The following is a 19,947-nucleotide window of genomic DNA, read 5'->3' as shown; positions in this document are numbered from 1 at the left end:
CACAAGGCCCCTTATTTTTGGAAAGCCCCATGGAACCTTACAACCCACCGCGTGAACCCTGGCTGCACATTCTTTATCAGGATGCGCACATCATGGTGGTGAACAAACCCAGTGGCCTGCTCTCAGTACCGGGTCGGCTGGATGAGCATAAAGATAGCGTGATGACGCGCATCCAGCGTGATTTTCCGCAGGCGGAATCGGTGCACCGGCTTGATATGGCCACCAGCGGCGTGATCGTGGTGGCGCTGACCAAAGCCGCAGAGCGTGAGCTGAAGCGCCAGTTCCGGGAGCGGGAGCCGTCCAAAACCTACGTCGCCTGCGTCTGGGGTCATCCGGTGAAAGAGGAAGGCCTGGTGGATCTGCCGCTGATTTGCGACTGGCCAAACCGGCCGAAGCAGAAGGTCTGTTTCGAAACCGGCAAAGCGGCGCAGACGGAGTATCAGGTGCTGGAGTATCGGGCGGATAACAGTGCGCGGGTGTCGCTGAAACCGATCACCGGGCGTTCACATCAGCTGCGGGTGCATATGCTGGCGCTGGGTCATCCGATTCTGGGTGACAACTTCTACGCTCATCCAGAGGCCAAAGCGATGGCCTCCCGCTTGCTGCTGCATGCAGAGTCGCTGACCATTACCCATCCCGCCTTTGGCAATGCCATGACCTTTCGCCAGCCCGCCGATTTTTAATCTTCATGGCCGCGCCGCCTGGCCCCCTATCAGACGGGAGGCCACGGCGGCGGGAGATTATTTAAAGCCTTTTTCCCTGCGGATCAGATCATACGCCGCCTGGATCTCCTGCGCTTTCTGCTTCGCCATCTCCATCATCTCTGGCGGCAGACCTTTCGCCACCAGCTTGTCGGGATGGTGTTCGCTCATTAACTTGCGGTAGGCGCGCTTAATAGTCGTGGCGTCGTCACTGCTCTTCACGCCCAGCACGCTGCACGCATCGTCCAGCGTAGGGCCGCGCTGCGCCTGCTGGAAACCGCCGCCTGCACTGCGCTGACCACCGCCAAACTGCTGGCCGCCTTCCATCATCCGCAGGAACTGATCGAACTGCACCCGCGAAATGCCCAGCTCCTCGGCGATCACATAGAGCACCTGGCGCTCATTGGGATGCAGCGAGCCGTCAGCAAAGGCAGCCTGAATCTGAATCTCCAGGAACATCCGAATCAGGTCGAAGCGACCGAAACAGGCGCTGCGAAATTCGCGCAGCTTGCTGCGTAACGGATAATCCGCCTGCTTGCCTTCGCGGAACGCGCGCTGGGCCGCGGTGCGGGAGTCCCCATGCAGCTGCATCCGCTCCATAAACAGCGAAGCAATCTGAATATCGGCTTCGGTAACGCGACCTTTTGACTTGGTCAGATGGCCCATCACCTGAAAGGTGGTGCTGAAAAACAGCGTCTGTCGGGTCTGATTATTTGAGAAGTAAGCCCTGCCCTGCGCGCCACGTGCTTTGTCAATCATATGACCAATGATCAAACCGATCACAATCCCCCAGAAGCCTGCGCCGGAAAGCAATCCCACCGCCAGACCCACAACTTTTCCCCAGTAGCGCATAAACTCCTCAATTCGCCATGCTTGCGGCTGAAAATTGCATTATCATACCTGTCATTTATCTCAGCGCCTAACGTCAACGCTGACAGACCAGGATTAACACTGGCGCAACGCCGGGCAGTAAGTTAGTCTCTGACCCGATTGTCGGCATGATGCCAGTTTTCATGGAATTCTCGATACCGCGTATGAAAAAACATATACCTACCCTGCTGGCCACTCTGATCGGCGCAGCCATTAGCCAGCAAGCCTTTGCCGACGATTTGATGTCGCAGTGTATGTTAGGCGTGCCGAGTTATAACCGCCCGGTGGTGAACGGCGATACCAATCAGCTGCCCGTCACAATTCACTCCGACGCCGCCAAGGGGAACTACCCCAACGACGCGGTCTTTACCGGTAATGTGAATATCGAACAGGGCAACAGCCGCATGCAGGCGGATGAAGTTCAGCTTCATCAGCGTCAGCAGGAAGGCCAGACCGCGCCAGTGCGCACCGTCGATGCCCTCGGTAATGTGCACTACGACGATAATCAGGTCATCCTGAAAGGTCCGAAAGCCTGGTCCAACCTCAACAGCAAAGACACCAACGTCTGGAACGGACAGTACCAGATGGTGGATCGTCAGGGTCGCGGCACCGCGGATCAGATGAAGCTGCGCGGTGACAACCGTTACACCATTCTGGAAAACGGCACCTTTACCTCCTGTCTGCCTGGCTCCAACAGCTGGAGCGTGGTGGGGTCAGAAGTGATCCAGGATCGCGAAGAGGAAGTGGCGGAGATCTGGAACGCCCGCTTTAAGCTCGGTTCAGTTCCGGTGTTCTACAGCCCCTATCTGCAATTGCCAATTGGCGATCGTCGTCGTTCCGGCTTCCTGATCCCCAATGCAAAATATGGCAGCAACAACGGCTTTGAGTTCATTCTGCCCTATTACTGGAACATCGCGCCGCAGGCCGATGCCACCATCACGCCGCACTACATGAGTAAGCGCGGCATGCAGCTGGAGAACGAATTCCGTTACCTCACTACGCTGGGTGCGGGTCTGGTGGAATTTGACTATCTCGCCTCAGATAAACAGTACGATAACGACAAAGCGGTGCGCGGCATCGCCGAAGATGACAGCTCCAATCGCTGGCTGTTCTACTGGCGTCACGCCGGTGTCTATGACAAAAACTGGCGTTTCAGCGCCGACTACACCAAAGTCAGCGACCGCTACTACTTCAACGATCTCGACTCGAAGTACTACAGCTCAACCGACAACTACGCCACGCAGAAATTCAGCATTGGCTATGCGGACACCAACTGGGACGCCACGCTCTCCACCAAAGATTTCCAGGTGTTCGGCGATACCAGCAGCAGCAACGTCTATCGCGCGATGCCGCAGCTGGACCTGAACTTCTATCAGAATGACATCGGCCCGTTTGATGGCCGCATCTATGCCCAGGCGGTAAAGTTCACCAACGTCAGCGACCGCTATCCTGAAGCGACCCGCCTGCATATCGAGCCGACCCTGAACCTGCCGCTGTCAAACGGCTGGGCCAGCCTGGACACCGAAGCGAAGCTGCTGGCGACCCACTATCAGCAGGATGATGTTGAGTACTACAACAACAACATCGACACCAACCGCAACAACCAGCTGAAAGAGTCGGTCAACCGTACGCTGCCGCAGTTTAAAGTGGATGGCCGGATGGTGTTTGACCGCGATATGGACTCGGCGGCGGGCTACACCCAGACGCTGGAGCCGCGGGTGCAGTACCTCTATATCCCGTATCGCAACCAGAGCAATATCTATCCGTACGACTCCACCCTGCTGCAAACCGACTACACCGGCCTGTTCCGCGATCGCACCTATAGCGGCCTGGATCGCATCGCGTCTGCCAACGAAGTGGCCACCGGCGTCACCTCGCGTATTTATGATAACGATCTGGTTGAACGTTTTAACGTTTCTGTAGGTCAAATCTACTCGTTTACCCCTTCTCGCACCGGTCTGAACCAGACCAGCGAAGAAGATGATACCGGCAGTCTGATCTGGGCGGGCGATACTTACTGGAAGGTCAGCGATCGCTGGGGCGTGCGCGGTGGGCTGCAATATGACACCAAACTCGACAACGTCTCTCAGGGAAATGCGGTGCTGGAATACCGTCGTGATGCCGACCGTATGGTGCAGCTGAGCTACCGCTACAGCAGCCCGGAGTATGTGGCCGCCGCGCTGAACAACAGTTCGCTGGTGGATAATCCCATCTATAAAAACGGGATTTCACAGGTTGGTACCACGGCCAGCTGGCCGATTGCCGATGCCTGGTCTGTGGTCGGGGCATACTACTACGACACCCGCAACTCGCGTCCGGCGTCGCAGCTGGTGGGCCTGCAATACAGCTCATGCTGTTATGCCATTCGCGTAGGTTACGAGCGCAAGATCAACGGCTGGGAAAACGACGACAGTAAATATGACAACCAAATCTCATTCAACATTGAGCTGCGTGGTCTGAGTTCCAACTATGGCTTAGGCACCAACCAAATGCTGCGTCAGGGCATCATTCCTTACCAGCGCGCTTTCTGATGTTGTGATGTTTGACAGGCAATCCCGCAGTGCGGAACCAACAATGGATAAAGTATGAAGAACTGGAGAATGCTGATTCTTGGTGTGGCGTTAAGTGCCAACACCGCGTTCGCAGCACCACAAGTGGTTGATAAAGTTGCAGCCGTGGTCAATAACGGCGTGGTTCTTGAGAGTGATGTAGATGGCATGATGAGCACCGTCAAATCTCAGGCCCGACAGGCAGGTCAGCAGTTGCCAGATGATAAAACGTTACGCCATCAGATTCTGGAACGTCAGATCATGGATAACATCATCCTGCAAATGGGTGAAAAAGCGGGTATTGAGATCAGCGACCAGCAGCTGGACCAGGCGATCCAGAACATCGCCGCCCAGAACCGCATGAGCCTCGATCAGCTGCGCAGCCGCCTGGCTTACGACGGCATGAACTACAGCGTCTATCGTTCTCAGATCCGTAAAGAGATGACCATCGCTGAAGTGCGCAACAACGAAGTGCGTCGCCGCGTGACCATTCTGCCGCAGGAAGTCGATACGCTGGCCACCCAGATCGGTTCTCAGAACAGTCAGGGTACCGAGCTGAATGTCAGCCATATCCTGCTGCCACTGCCGGAAAACCCGACGCAGCAGCAGGTCGATGAGCAGGAAACCCTGGCGAAGCAGCTGGTTGGCGAACTGAAGAATGGCGCTGACTTCGGCAAAATGGCCGTGACCTACTCCGCAGACTCCCAGGCGCTGAAAGGCGGCAACATGGGCTGGGGTAAAATTGAAGAGTTACCGACGCTGTTTGCTCAGGCGCTGGCGACCGCCAAAAAAGGCGACATCGTCGGACCGATTCGTTCCGGGGTGGGCTTCCACATCCTCAAGGTGAACGACCTGCGCGGTGAGAACAAAAATGTCTCGGTTACCGAAGTCCATTCACGCCACATTCTGCTGAAGCCCTCGCCGATCCTGACTGACGATCAGGCGCGGGCGCAGCTGGAGCAGATTGCAGCCGACATCCGCAGCGGCAAAACCACCTTTGCCGCCGCCGCGAAACAGTTCTCTGACGATCCGGGTTCGGCGAATCAGGGCGGCGATCTGGGCTGGACCTCACCAGAAGTCTTTGATCCGGCGTTCCGTGACGCGCTGCTGCGTTTGCAGAAAGGCCAGACCAGTCAGCCGGTTCACTCCTCTTTCGGCTGGCATCTGATTCAGCTGCTGGATACCCGTCAGGTGGACAAAACCGATGCGGCCCAGAAAGAGCGTGCTTACCGTATGCTGTTTAACCGTAAATTTGCTGAAGAAGCGCAGACCTGGATGCAGGAACAGCGCGCCAGCGCCTACGTGAAGATCCTGGATGGCAATGCGCAGTAATGTCCGCGTGGTGATCACCCCCGGCGAACCCGCCGGGATTGGTCCCGATCTCACCGTTCAGCTGGCCCAGCAGGCGTGGCCGGTTGAACTGGTGGTCTGCGCCTCGCCTGCGCTGTTGCAGCAGCGTGCGGCGCAGCTGGGTTTACCTCTCACCCTTCTCCCTTATCAGCCGGACGTGGCGGCCCAGCCACAGCCGGCGGGGTCGCTGACGATCCTGCCGATTGAAACGGCCGCACCGATCACGCCCGGCGAGCTTTGTGTCGCCAACAGCGACTATGTGCTGGCGACGCTGGCACGCGCCTGTGACGGCTGCCTGAGCGGAGAGTTTGCCGCGCTGATTACCGGTCCGGTGCATAAAGGGGTGATCAACGACGCCGGTATCGCCTTTACCGGTCATACCGAATTCTTTGCCGATCGCGCCGGCGGCCATCGGGTGGTGATGATGCTGGCGACCGAAGCGCTGCGCGTCGCGCTGGCGACCACCCATCTGCCGCTGAAAGAGGTCTCCGCCGCCGTGACCCGCGACTGTCTGCATGAAGTGATCACCATTCTGCATCACGATCTGCGGCAGAAGTTCGCCATTGCCGAGCCACATATCTATGTCTGTGGCCTCAATCCCCACGCGGGCGAGAGCGGCCATATGGGGCGGGAAGAGATCGACACCATTATCCCGGCACTCAATGAACTGCGTCAGCAGGGCATTAAACTGACCGGCCCGCTGCCAGCGGATACGCTGTTCCAGCCGAAATATCTGCAACATGCCGATGCGGTACTGGCGATGTATCACGACCAGGGCTTGCCGGTACTCAAATTTCAGGGGTTTGGCCGGGCGGTCAATATCACCCTGGGCCTGCCCTTTATCCGTACTTCCGTTGACCACGGCACCGCACTTGAACTCGCCGGGCTGGGTCAGGCTGAAGCGGGCAGCTTCATCACGGCGCTTAACCTCGCCATCACTATGATCAAGAGCAGTAATGAATAATCGCGTCCATCAGGGGCACTACGCCCGTAAACGTTTCGGGCAGAACTTCCTGAACGATCAGTACATTATCGACAGCATTGTCTCCGCCATCCATCCACAGCGCGACGAAGCGCTGGTGGAGATCGGTCCCGGCCTGGGTGCCTTAACCGAGCCGGTGGGCGAGCGCCTCGATAGCTTAACGGTAGTGGAACTGGACCGCGATCTCGCGGCGCGTCTGCAAACTCACCCGTTTCTTGGGCCGAAGCTGACCATCTTCCAGCAGGATGCCATGACCTTTGACTTCGCCGCGCTGGCGCAGGAGAGAGGCCAGCCGCTGCGGGTGTTCGGCAACCTGCCCTACAATATTTCGACGCCGCTGATGTTTCACCTTTTCAGCTATACTGGTTCGATCAAAGATATGCACTTCATGCTGCAAAAAGAGGTGGTCAACCGTCTGGTTGCCGGTCCGGGCAGCAAAGCCTATGGCCGTCTGACCGTGATGGCGCAGTACTACTGCCAGGTGATCCCGGTGCTGGAAGTGCCTCCGCACTCGTTTACGCCGCCACCGAAAGTGGACTCTGCCGTGGTGCGCCTGGTGCCGTTTGCCGAGCCGCCGCATCCGGTCAGCGATGTGCGTATCCTGAGCCGCATTACCACCGAGGCTTTTGGTCAGCGCCGCAAAACGCTGCGCAACAGCCTGAGTCATATGGTAGCCGCGGGTGCGCTGGAAGAGTTATCCATTGATTCCACCCTGCGGGCCGAAAACGTTTCGGTCGCGCAATATTGTCAGCTGGCCAACTGGCTGGCGAATCATCAGGGAAAATCGCAGGAGTAAACCATGAGTGAAACGGCCCGCGTCTCCGTCCATGTGCAAAGCCAGTACGTCGCCTCGCAATCCTCCCCGGATGACGATCGCTACGTCTTCGCCTATACCATCACGATACGCAATCTGGGCCGTTCCTCCGTGCAGCTACTGGGACGCTACTGGCTGATTACCAACGGTAACGGCCGTGAAACGGAAGTTCAGGGCGAAGGTGTGGTGGGCGAGCAGCCCCATATCGCAGCCGGTAATGAATTTCAGTACACCAGCGGGGCGGTGATTGAAACCCCGATGGGCACCATGCAGGGACACTACGTGATGGTCGACGAACAGGGTGACACCTTTCACGTCGAAATCCCGGTTTTCCGCCTCGCAATTCAAACGCATATTCATTGATTTGCACGTCTCACGCCCGTTAAGTCGGGCACCATTCCTGATGGATAAAATCTTATGAGCACATACCTGATTGGCGACGTTCACGGCTGCTACGATGAATTACGTGCACTGCTGCAACAGGTCGATTTCAACCCTGAGCAGGACACCCTGTGGCTGACCGGCGACCTGGTGGCGCGCGGCCCCGGCTCTCTTGAAGTCCTGCGCTATGTAAAATCGCTGGGTGATTCCGTGCGTCTGGTGCTGGGTAATCACGATTTGCACCTGCTGGCGGTCTACGCGGGCATCAGCCGCAACAAACCCAAAGATCGCCTGACGCCGCTGCTGGAAGCGGATGATGCCGATGAGCTGATCAACTGGCTGCGTCGTCAGCCGCTGTTGCAGGTGGATGAAGAGAAAAAGCTGGTGATGGGTCACGCCGGTATCACGCCGCAGTGGGATATTGAGACCGCCAAAAAGTGTGCGCGTGAAGTGGAGGCGGTGCTCGCCAGCGACAGCTATCCGCTGTTCCTCGATGCGATGTATGGCGACATGCCGAATAACTGGAGTGAAGATCTGACCGGCCTGGCCCGGCTGCGTTTCAGCACCAACGCCCTGACCCGTATGCGTTACTGCTTCCCCAATGGTCAGCTGGATATGATCTGCAAAGATTCGCCCGAGTCGGCCCTTCCGCCGCTAAAACCCTGGTTTACCCTTGAGGGGCCGGTGGCGCGCGACTATACCATCATCTTCGGTCACTGGGCCTCGCTGGAAGGCAAAGGCACCCCAGAGGGCATTATCGGGCTGGACACCGGCTGCTGCTGGGGCGGGTCGCTGACCCTGCTGCACTGGGAAACACAGCGCTACGTGGTGCAGCCGTCGAACCGTGAACAGGCGTTGGCCTCCACCGAAAGCCTGGCACCGCCCGCACTCTGACCGGGACACTGGCTGACAGGCCAGCATCCCGCCCCGTTTAAGCGCCGATCACCCCGCCATCTTCGCGGGTGATCATTATCACCGACGAACGGGGCCGCGGGCTGTTATCGGGGAAGTGTGAATCGCCCGCTTCGCCCGGATGCTGCACGTTGACGAACAGGGTTTTGTAGTCGGGGGTAAAGGTGATGCCGGTCAGCTCGCACGATTTCGGCCCCACCATAAAGCGGCGAATCTCTCCGCTGTCGGGATCTCCCACCAGCATCTGATTATTCCCCTGCCCCTGATAATCCTTTTTATTGCTGTACTTGCCGTCGGTCAGGATCCACAGTCGCCCCTGCCCATCAAACCCCAGCCCGTCGGGGCTGTTAAAGGTATTTTCAGCGGTGATATTCGGCGTGCCGCGATAGATCCCTTCAGGATGGGCAATCGGGTTGCCGCACAGCGCGTAAATATCCCAGTCAAACCTCAGCGCGGTGGCGTCGCCCTGCTCATCCCAGCGAATAATCTGACCGTAAATATTGTCAGGGCGAGGATTGGCGGCGTTAACCGGCATACCTTCCTCACCCCGCTTGTTGTTGTTGGTCAGGGTGCAGTAAGCGCGGCCATCGTGCGGGTTAACCGCGATCCACTCCGGCCGGTCCATCCGCGTGGCATTAACCACATCGGCCGCAGCACGCGCGTTGATCAGGACATCCGCCTGGCTGCTGAACCCCTGTTCCGCCGTGAGTCCATTTTCACCCCACCTCAGCGCCAGCCAGCGCCCGGTGCCTTTTAACGGCGTGCCCTGCTCGTCACCGTTGAACTGCGCCACATAGAGCGTGCCCTTATCCAGCAGCCCGTGATTGGCTTTGGCATCATCCGGCATCACCTTGTCGTCTGAGACATATTTATAGATATACTCGCCGCGCTCGTCGTCGCCCATATAGACCACCAGCTGGCCGGTTTTCGCCACCGTCACGGCGGCATTCTCATGCTTGAAGCGGCCCAGCGCGGTGCGCTTTACCGGCACCGAGTGGGGATCAAAAGGATCGATTTCGACAATCCAGCCGTGGCGGTTAAATTCGTTGGGATTTTTCGCAATATCGAAGCGGGGATCGAAGTCGGCCCAGTTATGCTCCGGCTCGGCGGCATTCAGGGTGTAGCGCTGCTGCTGGGGAGTCGGGGTAAAGTCCGCCTGATGAGTACCAAAGTAAGTGTCGTAGTTCTCTTCGCAGGTGAGATAGGTGCCCCACGGCGTTTTGCCATTGGCGCAGTTACCAAAGGTGCCCTGCACCTGCATTCCCTCTGGATCGGCGGCGGTTTGCAGCGCTTTATCGCCAGCCGCCGGACCGGAAAAGCGCATCGCGGTATTGGCGGTAATGCGGCGGTTATAGTCGGAAGGACGCACCACCTGCCAGCGATTGTCCTCGCCCCGCTTCACCTCCACGATAGAGACGCCGTGCGCGGCCTGTGACTTTTTCACCTCTTCCAGGCTGGTCGCTTTGCTGCCGCCGTGGGCGAACAGGGTCGGCTCGTTGACATATTCATTGTTAATCGCCATTACCCCACGCCGATCGTCAATGGCGAAGAAGCTCATACCATCATTATTATCGCCGAACTGCTTTTCCTGATCTTCCGCGCTGTTATTCCCGTGCGGATCGAAGGCGGCCGCGCCGTTGACCAGCGGATCGCCCCAGGAGATTAACACCTCGGCGCGGTAGCCCGGTGCCACCACAACCTCATCGGCGGTGGAGGCGGCAATCGCCTGAAAGCCGAGCAGTGGACTGCCGGCCAGCTTCTGCTGCGCCATTGCGCCGCCAGAGAGGGTAAGGCCGCCGCTGAGAAAGCCGGTCAGCCCGATGGCACCGGAACCGGCGATGAATTTGCGCCGCAGTGGATCACCCAGGCGGTCAGTGCTTAACGCGCTTAATTCGGTTTTCATTATTCATTGCTTCCTTTGTGTCGATCCCAGAAAAGAAGCAATGCTAATGAAACTACGTGACAGCCAGGTTACAGCCGGGCTGGAGGCGGAGAGGGGTTAGCGGCGGCGATCGAGGATCTCAAAACAGTAGCTGTGGGAGTTCTGCTCGTCAGCATCGTGGAATTCGCTGAAGGTTGACTGCCACTCATCCGGCTCGTAATCAGGAAACTGGGTGTCTCCTTCCACTTCGGCATCAATGTGCGTCAGATAGAGACGATCGGCACGCTTCAGCATCTGCTCATAGACCCGGCCACCGCCAATCACCATGATCTCTTCCGCATCACCCGCGGCCTGAATCGCCTCATCCAGCGAAGTCACCCAGGTGACGCCGTCGGTGGTGCCCGGCTGGCTGCTGACCACAATATTCAGGCGGCCAGGCAGAGGACGACCAATAGATTTAAAGGTCAGCCGCCCCATAATCACCGGTTTCTTCAGCGTATTACGCCTGAACCAGGCCAGATCCGCAGGCAGGTTCCACGGCATGGCATTCTCCATACCAATAATGCGATCGGCTGCTATCGCGGCGATAAGACTAATCATGTTAACCACTCACTGGAAAAAATTGGCGCCATCATACGTAAAGGCGAAACTTTCGTCGATAGGACGAAAGGTCTAATTGCGTAAAGCCTTTTTTGACACCGTTTTTCCACGCCGGTGCAGCGTTTTTCACCGCGTAATCGCGCCTGTTGGCCGCGACTCGCCAGCAATCTGATTCAGGATGGCACAAAGTAAGGAGCAGAGAGAAACGGCTCCCGAGGGAGCCGTCAGTGTGATCAGAAGTCGTAGCGCAGACGCACCAGATTCATATCACCGAGGTTATCGGTGCTGGAGGTAAAGACATGTTCGTAATCGACCCGGAAGCCATATTCCATAAACAGCGTCACGCCCAGACCGTTATCAATACGCTGGTAGTTACGACCCGATGCGTACTCAAGGCGGTCACCCATTACGTAAGGCTGCACCGCTTTCAGGCCATATTGCGCCACCGGAATTTTGTAACCGGCAAAATATTCAATCCCCCACGCATCATCGGCAAAGTAGTCATGCACATCTTTGCGTTTGGTGGTCAGGAAGTTCTGATACCAGCCACCACCGGCTGACAGGGTCCAGTTGTCTGGCGTCCAGCTCAGCGCGGTACCGAAAATGTTCTGATCGTAATCTTTGCTGTCGCCATTATTCGGGTTGCGCATCGCGGCACGGGTGTAGTTCCACGCGGTGCCCCAGGTCAGATCGTCGGTGATGTGGTAATCCACACCCAGTGAGCCGCCACCTTTACGCTTATAGCGCAGGCCGTTGCCTGGCAGATACTCATTGTCCTGGAACAGATAGGAGGCGTAGAGATCGACGTTATCAAAGGTGTTTTTATATTTCAGCTGCTTACGTGAACGATAAGAGCCGTCATAGTCACCGTTGATGCCGTTACCCGGTGCCTGACCGAGCATATCGTAATCCCAGATATCGGTCTTCGCGCCCACGGTGTCGTAATAGACGCTGTTCTGCTGACCAAAGGTCAGCTGACCCCAGGTTTTGCTTTTCAGGCCGGTATAGAGCTGACGACGTGAAGTTTTACGCGCGCCATCCGCATAGTGGTTATCCCAGCTGAAGACCGCCGGGACATTGACGCCCAGCTCGTAGTAGCTGATCCAGCTGACGTCATCAAACAGGTAGTAGTCTGCGCCGAAACGGAAACGGGTGCCGCCATCAAAGCCGTTACGCTTATAAGATTTGTCATTCACACCGGTCTGGTGATTGAACTGGGGACGGATGCTGCCACCCACCGCGAAGTTAAGACGGCTGAGTGGATCGCCTGCCTGCGGGTCCTGTTTCAACAGGGTGATTTCTGCCTGGCTGGCGAAAGGAAGAATAGCCATCAGTGCCGCCACTGCACTCAGAGAAAAAGTCTGCATTTTCATTTTTATTTATGTCCTGGTACGCTCCAGTGATGAGCGGCAGGCATATTACTGGCGAAAAATCGGGACAGGAAGCGTTTAAATTATAAATTCGTGCGAAGTGAATTTATTCGCACTCAAAGCTAAAAAATTAAGTCAAATCAGTCACTTTAATGCAAATTCGTTGCAACAAAATCAGATTATCGCCATGCCAGAGGCAAAAAAAACGGCTCCCGCAGGAGCCGTTGTGACGATTACCTCGCCTTTATCTGCGCATGCATTTCCTGCACCGAGATGACCTGTTCTGTCGGGTCCGCATTCAGCGCCATGGCGGTGGCAAAGCCGCCATTCAGCGTGGTGTCATAGTGCACTTTATATTGCAGCGCACTGCGGCGAATCAGCTTGGAATCCTCAATCGCCTGACGGCCCGCCGTGGTGTTGACGATGTAGCTATATTCGCCATTCTTCAGACGGTCCTGAATGTGCGGACGCCCTTCATGCACCTTGTTGACCAGGCGCGGATTAATGCCCGCTTCACCCAGCACCACCGCGGTGCCGTGGGTCGCATCCAGTTCGAAACCAAACTTCTGCAACTTCGCGGCCAGGTCGACAATACGTTTCTTGTCGCCTTCACGCACGGAGAGCAGCGCACGACCTGACTTCTTCATGTTGCTCTGCGCACCGAGCATCGCTTTAGAAAACGCTTCAGCGAAGGTACGGCCTACGCCCATCACTTCACCGGTAGAGCGCATCTCCGGGCCAAGGATAGGGTCAACGCCCTGGAACTTGTTGAACGGCAGCACCACCTCTTTCACCGAGTAGTAAGGCGGGATCACCTCTTTCGTGACGCCCTGTTCCGCCAGCGTTTTGCCTGCCATTACCCGCGCCGCCACTTTCGCCAGCGGTACGCCGGTCGCTTTGGAGACAAACGGCACGGTACGCGCCGCACGTGGGTTGACTTCAATCAGGTAGACTTCGTTGTCTTTGACCGCGAACTGCACGTTCATTAAGCCGCGAACGTTCAGCTCAAACGCCAGCTTCTCAACCTGCTGGCGCATCACATTCTGAATCTCCTGACTCAGAGTGTAGGCCGGCAGAGAACAGGCGGAGTCACCGGAGTGCACGCCAGCCTGTTCGATATGCTCCATGATGCCGCCAATCAGCACCCGCTCACCGTCGCAAATCGCGTCAACGTCCACCTCGACCGCATCATCCAGGAAACGGTCCAGCAGCACCGGCGCGTCGTTGGAGACGGAAACCGCGGTCTGGAAGTAGCGCTTCAGGTCGACTTCGTCGTAGACAATCTCCATCGCACGGCCGCCCAGCACATAGGAAGGACGCACCACCAGCGGATAACCGAGGCCAGCAGCTTTCTCAACCGCCTGCTCCAGCGTCGCCACTGTGGCGTTGGCTGGTTGCTTCAGGCTCAGGCGATCCACCGCCTGCTGGAAACGTTCACGGTCTTCGGCGCGGTCAATCGAGTCCGGGCTGGTGCCGATAACCGGCACACCCGCCGCTTCCAGCGCACGCGCCAGTTTCAGCGGCGTCTGACCGCCATACTGCACGATCACCCCTTTTGGCTGCTCGATGCGCACGATTTCCAGCACATCTTCCAGCGTTACCGGCTCGAAATAGAGGCGGTCGGAGGTGTCGTAATCGGTCGAGACGGTCTCCGGGTTACAGTTGACCATAATGGTCTGGTAGCCATCTTCACGCAGCGCCAGTGCGGCGTGAACGCAGCAGTAGTCGAACTCGATACCCTGCCCGATACGGTTGGGGCCGCCGCCGAGGATCATGATCTTATCGCGATCGGGACTCGGATTGGCTTCGCACTCTTCCTCATAGGTGGAGTACATATAGGCGGTGTCGGTGGCAAACTCTGCGGCGCAGGTATCGACGCGCTTATAGACCGGGTGCAGGTCGAACTGCTGACGCAGTTTACGGATCTCGCTCTCGGCCACACCCGCCAGCGTCGCCAGGCGTGAATCCGCAAAGCCTTTACGCTTCAGGGCGCGCAGGAAAGTGGCATCCAGGCTGTTGACCCCTTCGCGTGCCACCTGCTCTTCCAGCCGCACCAGCTCTTCAATCTGCACCAGGAACCAGCGGTCGATGTTGGTCAGGTTGAACACCCCATCCACGGACATGCCCGCGCGGAACGCATCGGCGATGTACCAGATACGGTCTGAACCGGCATCTTTCAGCTCACGACGGATGCGGGTTAACGCTTCCGGGTCGTCGAGGTGCACTTTCGGGTCGAAGCCGTTAGCGCCCACTTCCAGGCCGCGCAGCGCTTTCTGCATCGACTCCTGGAACGTGCGGCCAATCGCCATCACTTCACCGACCGATTTCATCTGGGTGGTCAGGCGATCGTTGGCACCGGCAAATTTTTCAAAGTTGAAACGCGGGATCTTGGTGACAACATAGTCAATCGATGGCTCAAACGAGGCTGGCGTTAAGCCGCCGGTAATGTCGTTCATCAGCTCGTCAAGGGTAAAGCCGACCGCCAGCTTGGCTGCGACTTTGGCAATCGGGAAGCCGGTCGCTTTCGACGCCAGCGCCGAAGAGCGCGACACGCGCGGGTTCATCTCGATGACAATCAGGCGGCCATCTTTCGGGTTGACCGAGAACTGCACGTTGGAGCCGCCAGTTTCGACGCCGATCTCACGCAGTACCGCCAGCGAGGCGTTACGCATGATCTGATACTCTTTGTCGGTCAGGGTCTGGGCAGGCGCTACCGTGATAGAGTCACCGGTGTGAATCCCCATCGCGTCGAAGTTTTCGATTGAGCAGACGATGATGCAGTTATCGTTCTTATCGCGCACCACTTCCATCTCATACTCTTTCCAGCCAATCAGCGACTCATCAATCAGCAGCTCATTGGTTGGTGAGAGATCGAGACCGCGTTCGCAAATCTCTTCAAACTCTTCGCGGTTATAGGCGATGCCGCCACCGGTGCCGCCCATGGTAAAGGAGGGACGGATGATGCAGGGGAAGCCGACATCTTCCGCCACCGCCAGCGCTTCTTCCATGGTGTGGGCAATGCCTGAGCGCGCCGTGTCCAGCCCGATGCTCTTCATCGCCACGTCGAAGCGACGGCGATCTTCCGCTTTGTCGATCGCGTCGGCGGTCGCGCCAATCATGGTGACGCCAAACTCTTCCAGTACGCCCTGACGCTCCAGCTCCAGCGCGCAGTTCAGCGCCGTCTGGCCGCCCATGGTTGGCAGCACCGCGTCCGGGCGCTCTTTTTCGATAATTTTGCGCACCACTTCCCAGTGGATTGGCTCGATATAGGTCGCATCGGCCATTTCCGGGTCGGTCATGATGGTGGCCGGGTTAGAGTTCACCAGGATAACGCGGTAGCCCTCTTCACGCAGCGCTTTACACGCCTGCGCACCGGAATAGTCAAATTCGCAGGCCTGGCCGATCACAATCGGACCGGCACCAAGAATCAGGATCGATTTTATGTCTGTACGTTTTGGCATGATTAGCTCCTGATTACTTCGCTTGCAGACGGAATGCGTCAATCAATTCAATAAAGTGGTCAAACAGCGGCGCAGCATCGCCCGGTCCGGGGCTGGCTTCCGGGTGTCCCTGGAAGCTGAAGGCTGGCTTGTCGGTGCGATGGATCCCCTGCACGGTCTTATCAAACAGTGAAATGTGGGTGACGCGCAGGTTAGCCGGCAGATCGGTTTCATCAACGGCAAAACCGTGGTTCTGCGCGGTGATCATCACCCGGTTGTTGTCGAGATCTTTCACCGGATGGTTACCGCCGTGGTGGCCCAGCTTCATCTTCACGGTTTTTGCGCCGCTGGCCAGTGCCAGCAGCTGATGACCGAGGCAGATACCGAACAGCGGAATATCGGTTTTCAGGAACGCCTGAATCGCGCTGATGGCGTAGTCACACGGCTCCGGGTCGCCCGGACCGTTGGAGAGGAAGATGCCATCCGGGTTAAGCTTCAGCACCTCTTCGGCCGGTGTCTGTGCCGGAACGACGGTCAGGCGGCAGCCACGATCGACCAGCATCCGCAGGATATTGCGCTTGGCACCGTAATCGTAAGCGACCACATGGTAAGGCAGCGCCTCCGCGGCGGCCTGCTCTGGCAGTCCCTTATCCAGCGTCCAGCTGCCCTGCTGCCAGCTGTAGCGCTCGGCGGTGCAGACCTCTTTCGCCAGATCCATCCCTTTCAGCCCAGGGAACGCCTGCGCTTTTTGCAGCGCCAGCGCGGCGTCCGGGTTATCGCCGGCGATAATGCAGCCATTCTGCGCCCCTTTCTCACGCAGCAGGCGCGTCAGCTTACGGGTATCAATATCGGCAATCGCGACAATGTTGTTGCGTTGCAGGTAAGCGGATAAGCCCTCTTCACTGCGGAAGTTACTGGCAATCAGCGGCAGGTCACGGATAACCAGGCCCTGCGCATGAATCTGACTGGATTCTTCGTCGGCGGCGTTGGCACCGACATTGCCGATATGGGGATAAGTGAGAGTGACGATTTGGCGGGAATAGGAAGGATCAGTGAGGATTTCTTGATAACCGGTCATTGAGGTGTTGAAAACGACTTCCCCCACTGCCGACCCTGTTGCCCCGATGGCCCGACCGTGGAATTGGGTTCCGTCTTCCAGAACCAAGAGCGCTGACTTAATCAAAACATCCTCCAGGGAATAAACAGTCACAATATCTGCATATTAATTCAAAATAGACGCCTGAATCAATGCAAAAACCGCCTGAATTGTCGATTTTTGGCAAATTGCGCGCATTCTAATGATCGACCTGGTACTTGTCTACCCTGAGCCGGATTTTTTTCACCATTATCTGCCTTCTGAGTGATAATAGGGGTATAAGCGGCAAAAAGAGAGGAAAACAGGGCCGAATAATCGTTTGCCAGACCTTTAAAAAGCGACAGAGCCATCGCCGGACAATTATTTTTGACCAGATGGTCAAAATTCGATGAATTCAGGAAACAAAAACAGAGAAAAGCATGACAAAAAGCAGTTTAGCCAACTAATTTCGTCAAAGTCTTATTTTAAGGATAAAATTAAGGGCAATGAAAACATTGCCCTTTCTCAATCAAGGTGTTACCGATTGAAATAACCACATCACGATGGTTTACAGCACTCACAACATCGACAGATCCAGCACGTCACGCATATCAAACAGGCCAGATTTCTTATCTTTCAACCAGAATGCCGCCTTAACCGCGCCATTTGCAAATGTCATGCGGCTGGAAGCCTTGTGGGTTATCTCAACCCGCTCGCCAATATCGGCAAACATCGCCGTATGCTCACCAACAATGTCGCCGGCACGAACGGTGGCAAAACCGATGGTCTGCGGCTGACGTTCACCGGTGTGCCCTTCACGGCTGTAGACCGCATGCTCATCCAGTTTCCACTGCATCGCCCCGGCAATCGCTTCGCCCATCGCCAGCGCGGTGCCTGAAGGGGCATCCACTTTGTGGCGATGGTGCGCTTCCACAATCTCAATATCGGCGTACTCACCCATCACCCTGGCGGCCTGCTCCAGCAGCTTCAGCACCAGGTTGACTCCGACGCTGAAGTTGGCGGCGAACACAATGGCAATATCCTCCGCGGCCGCGCGGATTGCCGCTTTGCCTGCTTCATCAAAACCGGTGGTGCCGATCACCATCGCCTTCCGGTGCTCACGGCAGATCGCCATATACTCCAGCGTGCCTTCCGGGCGGGTAAAGTCGATCAGCACATCAAAGTCATCGATCACCGCGCGCAGATCGTCAGCGATGAGGATGCCACTCTTACCGATACCGGCTAACTCACCGGCGTCACTGCCGATCAGCGATGAGCCCGGACGCGCCAGCGCGGCCCCCAGCGCGATCCCTTCCGCCTGCTGCGCTGCCTGAATCAGGTTGCGGCCCATACGGCCCGGCGCGCCCACAATGGCAATGCGGATATTGTTCATATTTATTCATTCCTAAGAGAAAACTATGCATCCAAAGCGTCATCAGGTTAACCACGAGTTAACAGTCACGCCACTATTAATCAGGGATAATAAGAATTTTATGCCAGCCGTCGGCGATTATCAGTAAAAGCAATTACCGCCGCTGAAAACGACGTTTGAGCCCGGCCTGAAAAACAAAAAAGGCCGAACAGAGTCGGCCTTTTCTTCTTCATGACGATAGATTACTGCACGTTGCGCACTTCGACGCGCAGCTCTTTCGGCACTTCAAACACGATATTCTCTTCACGGCCAATCAGCTCAATCGCTGCTTCACCGCCCAGCTCACGCAGCCGCTGGATCACCTGCTGCACCAGAATATCGGGGGCGGACGCACCGGCGGTGACGCCGATACAGGCCACGCCTTTCACCCACTCTTCCTGAATATCATCCGCCGAGTCGATCAGCTTCGCCAGCTTACCGGCGCGCTGTGCCAGCTCGGCCAGACGGTTAGAGTTAGAGGAGTTTTTCGACCCGACCACCAGCACCACATCCGCATCCTGTGCCAGCGTGCGGACCGCTTCCTGACGGTTGGTAGTGGCGTAGCAGATGTCATCTTTACGCGGCCCGATAATCGCTGGAAACCGCTGACGCAGGGCATCAATGATGTCGGAGGTGTCATCCACCGACAGCGTGGTCTGCGTCATAAAGCTCAGATTGTTTTCATCTTTAACCGTCAGCTTAAACACATCTTCCGGTGATTCAACCAGGTACATGCCGCCATTGGGGTTGTTGTACTGCCCCATGGTGCCTTCCACTTCCGGGTGACCGGCGTGACCAATCAGAATCGCTTCGACCCCTTTACGGCTGGCACGCGCCACTTCCATATGCACTTTAGTGACCAGCGGACAGGTGGCATCAAACAGCATGGTCAGGTTGCGCGATTTGGCTTCTGCCCGCACCGCCTGAGAGACGCCGTGCGCCGAGAAGATCAGGATGGCGTTATCCGGCACTTCACTGATCTGCTCAATAAAAATAGCGCCGCGCTCGCGCAGGCTGTTCACCACGTAACGGTTATGCACCACTTCGTGACGGACGTAGATCGGTGCGCCATACATCTCCAGCGCCCGTTCAACAATGCTGATCGCCCGATCAACGCCAGCGCAGAATCCGCGTGGATTAGCTAACAGGATTTGCATCATTCGCCTCCAGCGCCGGATCAATCTCCAGCACCTCTACGTCAAACTGAATGCGATGACCTGCCAGCGGATGGTTGAAATCAACGGTGATAGAGTCACCGGAGACCTCACGGATCACCCCTGGCATTTCACTGCCGCCCATGCCGCTGAACAGCATGATCGCACCCACTTCAGGTTCGCCTGCGTCGATAAAATCGCGCCGCGAGAAATACTGGATCAGATCCGGGCTGACGCCGCCAAAGGCCTCTTCCGGTGCCAGCGTAAACTGTCTGGTCTCGCCGGCTTTCAGTCCCAGCAGCGCCTGCTCCAGAGCCGCAGAGAGGCTGCCATCACCGAGACGGAACAGCGCAGGCTTGCCGTTTGCACGGGTCGATTCCGCCGTCGAGCCATCTTCCAGCTTCAGCGTAAAATGCACCAACACCGCGCTGTCGCGCTGTACGGACTCAGTCATTA

16 protein-coding genes are annotated in these 19,947 nt (G+C 57.1%); 7 read left to right on the top strand and 9 right to left on the bottom strand.

Features of this window, described 5'->3' with window-relative positions:
- The first annotated feature begins 29 nt into the window (after window positions 1–29).
- The gene (rluA, locus tag ACCW71_RS11445) at window positions 30–683 is read left to right on the top strand and encodes a bifunctional tRNA pseudouridine(32) synthase/23S rRNA pseudouridine(746) synthase RluA (RefSeq protein WP_436371403.1); all 654 of its coding nucleotides are present in this window, start codon (window positions 30–32) and stop codon (window positions 681–683) included.
- 57 nt (window positions 684–740) lie between these two features.
- On the opposite strand, the gene djlA is transcribed toward rluA, so the two are convergent.
- Entirely contained in the window at window positions 741–1,553 is an 813-nt protein-coding gene (gene djlA, locus ACCW71_RS11440; protein ID WP_436371401.1) for a co-chaperone DjlA, read from the bottom strand.
- Window positions 1,554–1,735: 182 nt separating this feature from the next.
- On the opposite strand from djlA, the gene lptD reads away from it, so the two are divergent.
- Genes lptD through apaH form a run of 6 tightly spaced genes read left to right on the top strand, consistent with a single transcriptional unit; the run spans window position 1,736 to window position 8,541 of the window.
- On the top strand, window positions 1,736–4,102 hold the full coding sequence (gene lptD, locus ACCW71_RS11435; RefSeq protein WP_436371399.1) for an LPS assembly protein LptD: 2,367 nt from the start codon (window positions 1,736–1,738) through the stop codon (window positions 4,100–4,102).
- Window positions 4,103–4,156: 54 nt separating this feature from the next.
- A complete protein-coding gene (surA, locus tag ACCW71_RS11430) occupies window positions 4,157–5,452 on the top strand; it encodes a peptidylprolyl isomerase SurA (protein ID WP_436371397.1) in 1,296 nt (431 codons plus the stop codon).
- Window positions 5,442–6,434 carry a 4-hydroxythreonine-4-phosphate dehydrogenase PdxA gene (gene pdxA / locus ACCW71_RS11425; RefSeq protein WP_436371395.1) on the top strand — a complete coding sequence of 331 codons (993 nt, stop codon included), beginning with the start codon at window positions 5,442–5,444 and terminating at the stop codon, window positions 6,432–6,434. Before surA ends, pdxA begins: the two co-directional genes overlap by 11 nt.
- Complete coding sequence (gene rsmA / locus ACCW71_RS11420; protein ID WP_436371393.1) at window positions 6,427–7,248, top strand: 16S rRNA (adenine(1518)-N(6)/adenine(1519)-N(6))-dimethyltransferase RsmA; 822 nt, start codon at window positions 6,427–6,429, stop codon at window positions 7,246–7,248. The genes pdxA and rsmA overlap by 8 nt, the downstream gene beginning before the upstream one ends.
- Before the next feature lie 3 nt (window positions 7,249–7,251).
- A complete protein-coding gene (gene apaG / locus ACCW71_RS11415) occupies window positions 7,252–7,629 on the top strand; it encodes a Co2+/Mg2+ efflux protein ApaG (protein WP_436371391.1) in 378 nt (125 codons plus the stop codon).
- 54 nt (window positions 7,630–7,683) lie between these two features.
- Window positions 7,684–8,541 carry a bis(5'-nucleosyl)-tetraphosphatase (symmetrical) ApaH gene (apaH, locus tag ACCW71_RS11410; protein WP_436371389.1) on the top strand — a complete coding sequence of 286 codons (858 nt, stop codon included), beginning with the start codon at window positions 7,684–7,686 and terminating at the stop codon, window positions 8,539–8,541.
- Window positions 8,542–8,578: 37 nt separating this feature from the next.
- Here apaH and ACCW71_RS11405 read toward each other — a convergent pair whose 3' ends face one another.
- The 8 genes from ACCW71_RS11405 to fkpB all read right to left on the bottom strand — a co-directional run bounded on the left by ACCW71_RS11405 (window position 8,579) and on the right by fkpB (window position 19,945).
- On the bottom strand, window positions 8,579–10,462 hold the full coding sequence (locus ACCW71_RS11405) for a PhoX family protein (protein ID WP_436371387.1): 1,884 nt from the start codon (window positions 10,460–10,462) through the stop codon (window positions 8,579–8,581).
- Between the two features lie 96 nt (window positions 10,463–10,558).
- Window positions 10,559–11,041, bottom strand: a complete 483-nt coding sequence (folA, locus tag ACCW71_RS11400) for a type 3 dihydrofolate reductase (protein ID WP_436371385.1) — start codon at window positions 11,039–11,041, stop codon at window positions 10,559–10,561.
- A gap of 233 nt (window positions 11,042–11,274) precedes the next feature.
- Entirely contained in the window at window positions 11,275–12,408 is a 1,134-nt protein-coding gene (locus tag ACCW71_RS11395) for a porin (protein WP_436371651.1), read from the bottom strand.
- 236 nt (window positions 12,409–12,644) lie between these two features.
- Window positions 12,645–15,872 carry a carbamoyl-phosphate synthase large subunit gene (gene carB / locus ACCW71_RS11390; RefSeq protein WP_436371384.1) on the bottom strand — a complete coding sequence of 1,076 codons (3,228 nt, stop codon included), beginning with the start codon at window positions 15,870–15,872 and terminating at the stop codon, window positions 12,645–12,647.
- 13 nt (window positions 15,873–15,885) lie between these two features.
- Window positions 15,886–17,034 carry a glutamine-hydrolyzing carbamoyl-phosphate synthase small subunit gene (carA, locus tag ACCW71_RS11385; protein WP_436371382.1) on the bottom strand — a complete coding sequence of 383 codons (1,149 nt, stop codon included), beginning with the start codon at window positions 17,032–17,034 and terminating at the stop codon, window positions 15,886–15,888.
- A 469-nt stretch (window positions 17,035–17,503) separates the two neighbouring features.
- Window positions 17,504–18,319 (bottom strand): 4-hydroxy-tetrahydrodipicolinate reductase, encoded by an 816-nt coding sequence (gene dapB / locus ACCW71_RS11380; protein WP_436371380.1) that lies wholly within the window; start codon window positions 18,317–18,319, stop codon window positions 17,504–17,506.
- 221 nt (window positions 18,320–18,540) lie between these two features.
- Window positions 18,541–19,494: a 4-hydroxy-3-methylbut-2-enyl diphosphate reductase gene (gene ispH / locus ACCW71_RS11375; protein WP_436371650.1), complete on the bottom strand. Its 954-nt coding sequence runs from the start codon at window positions 19,492–19,494 to the stop codon at window positions 18,541–18,543.
- Window positions 19,475–19,945, bottom strand: a complete 471-nt coding sequence (gene fkpB / locus ACCW71_RS11370) for an FKBP-type peptidyl-prolyl cis-trans isomerase (protein ID WP_436371378.1) — start codon at window positions 19,943–19,945, stop codon at window positions 19,475–19,477. Before fkpB ends, ispH begins: the two co-directional genes overlap by 20 nt.
- Between the last annotated feature and the right edge of the window lie 2 nt (window positions 19,946–19,947).

This window comes from Pantoea sp. C2G6 (assembly GCF_051336815.1).
In the GTDB taxonomy this organism is placed as follows: Bacteria; Pseudomonadota; Gammaproteobacteria; order Enterobacterales; family Enterobacteriaceae; genus Pantoea.
Note: the sequence above shows the minus strand (reverse complement) of the source record. Positions and strands in the feature narration are given on the sequence as shown.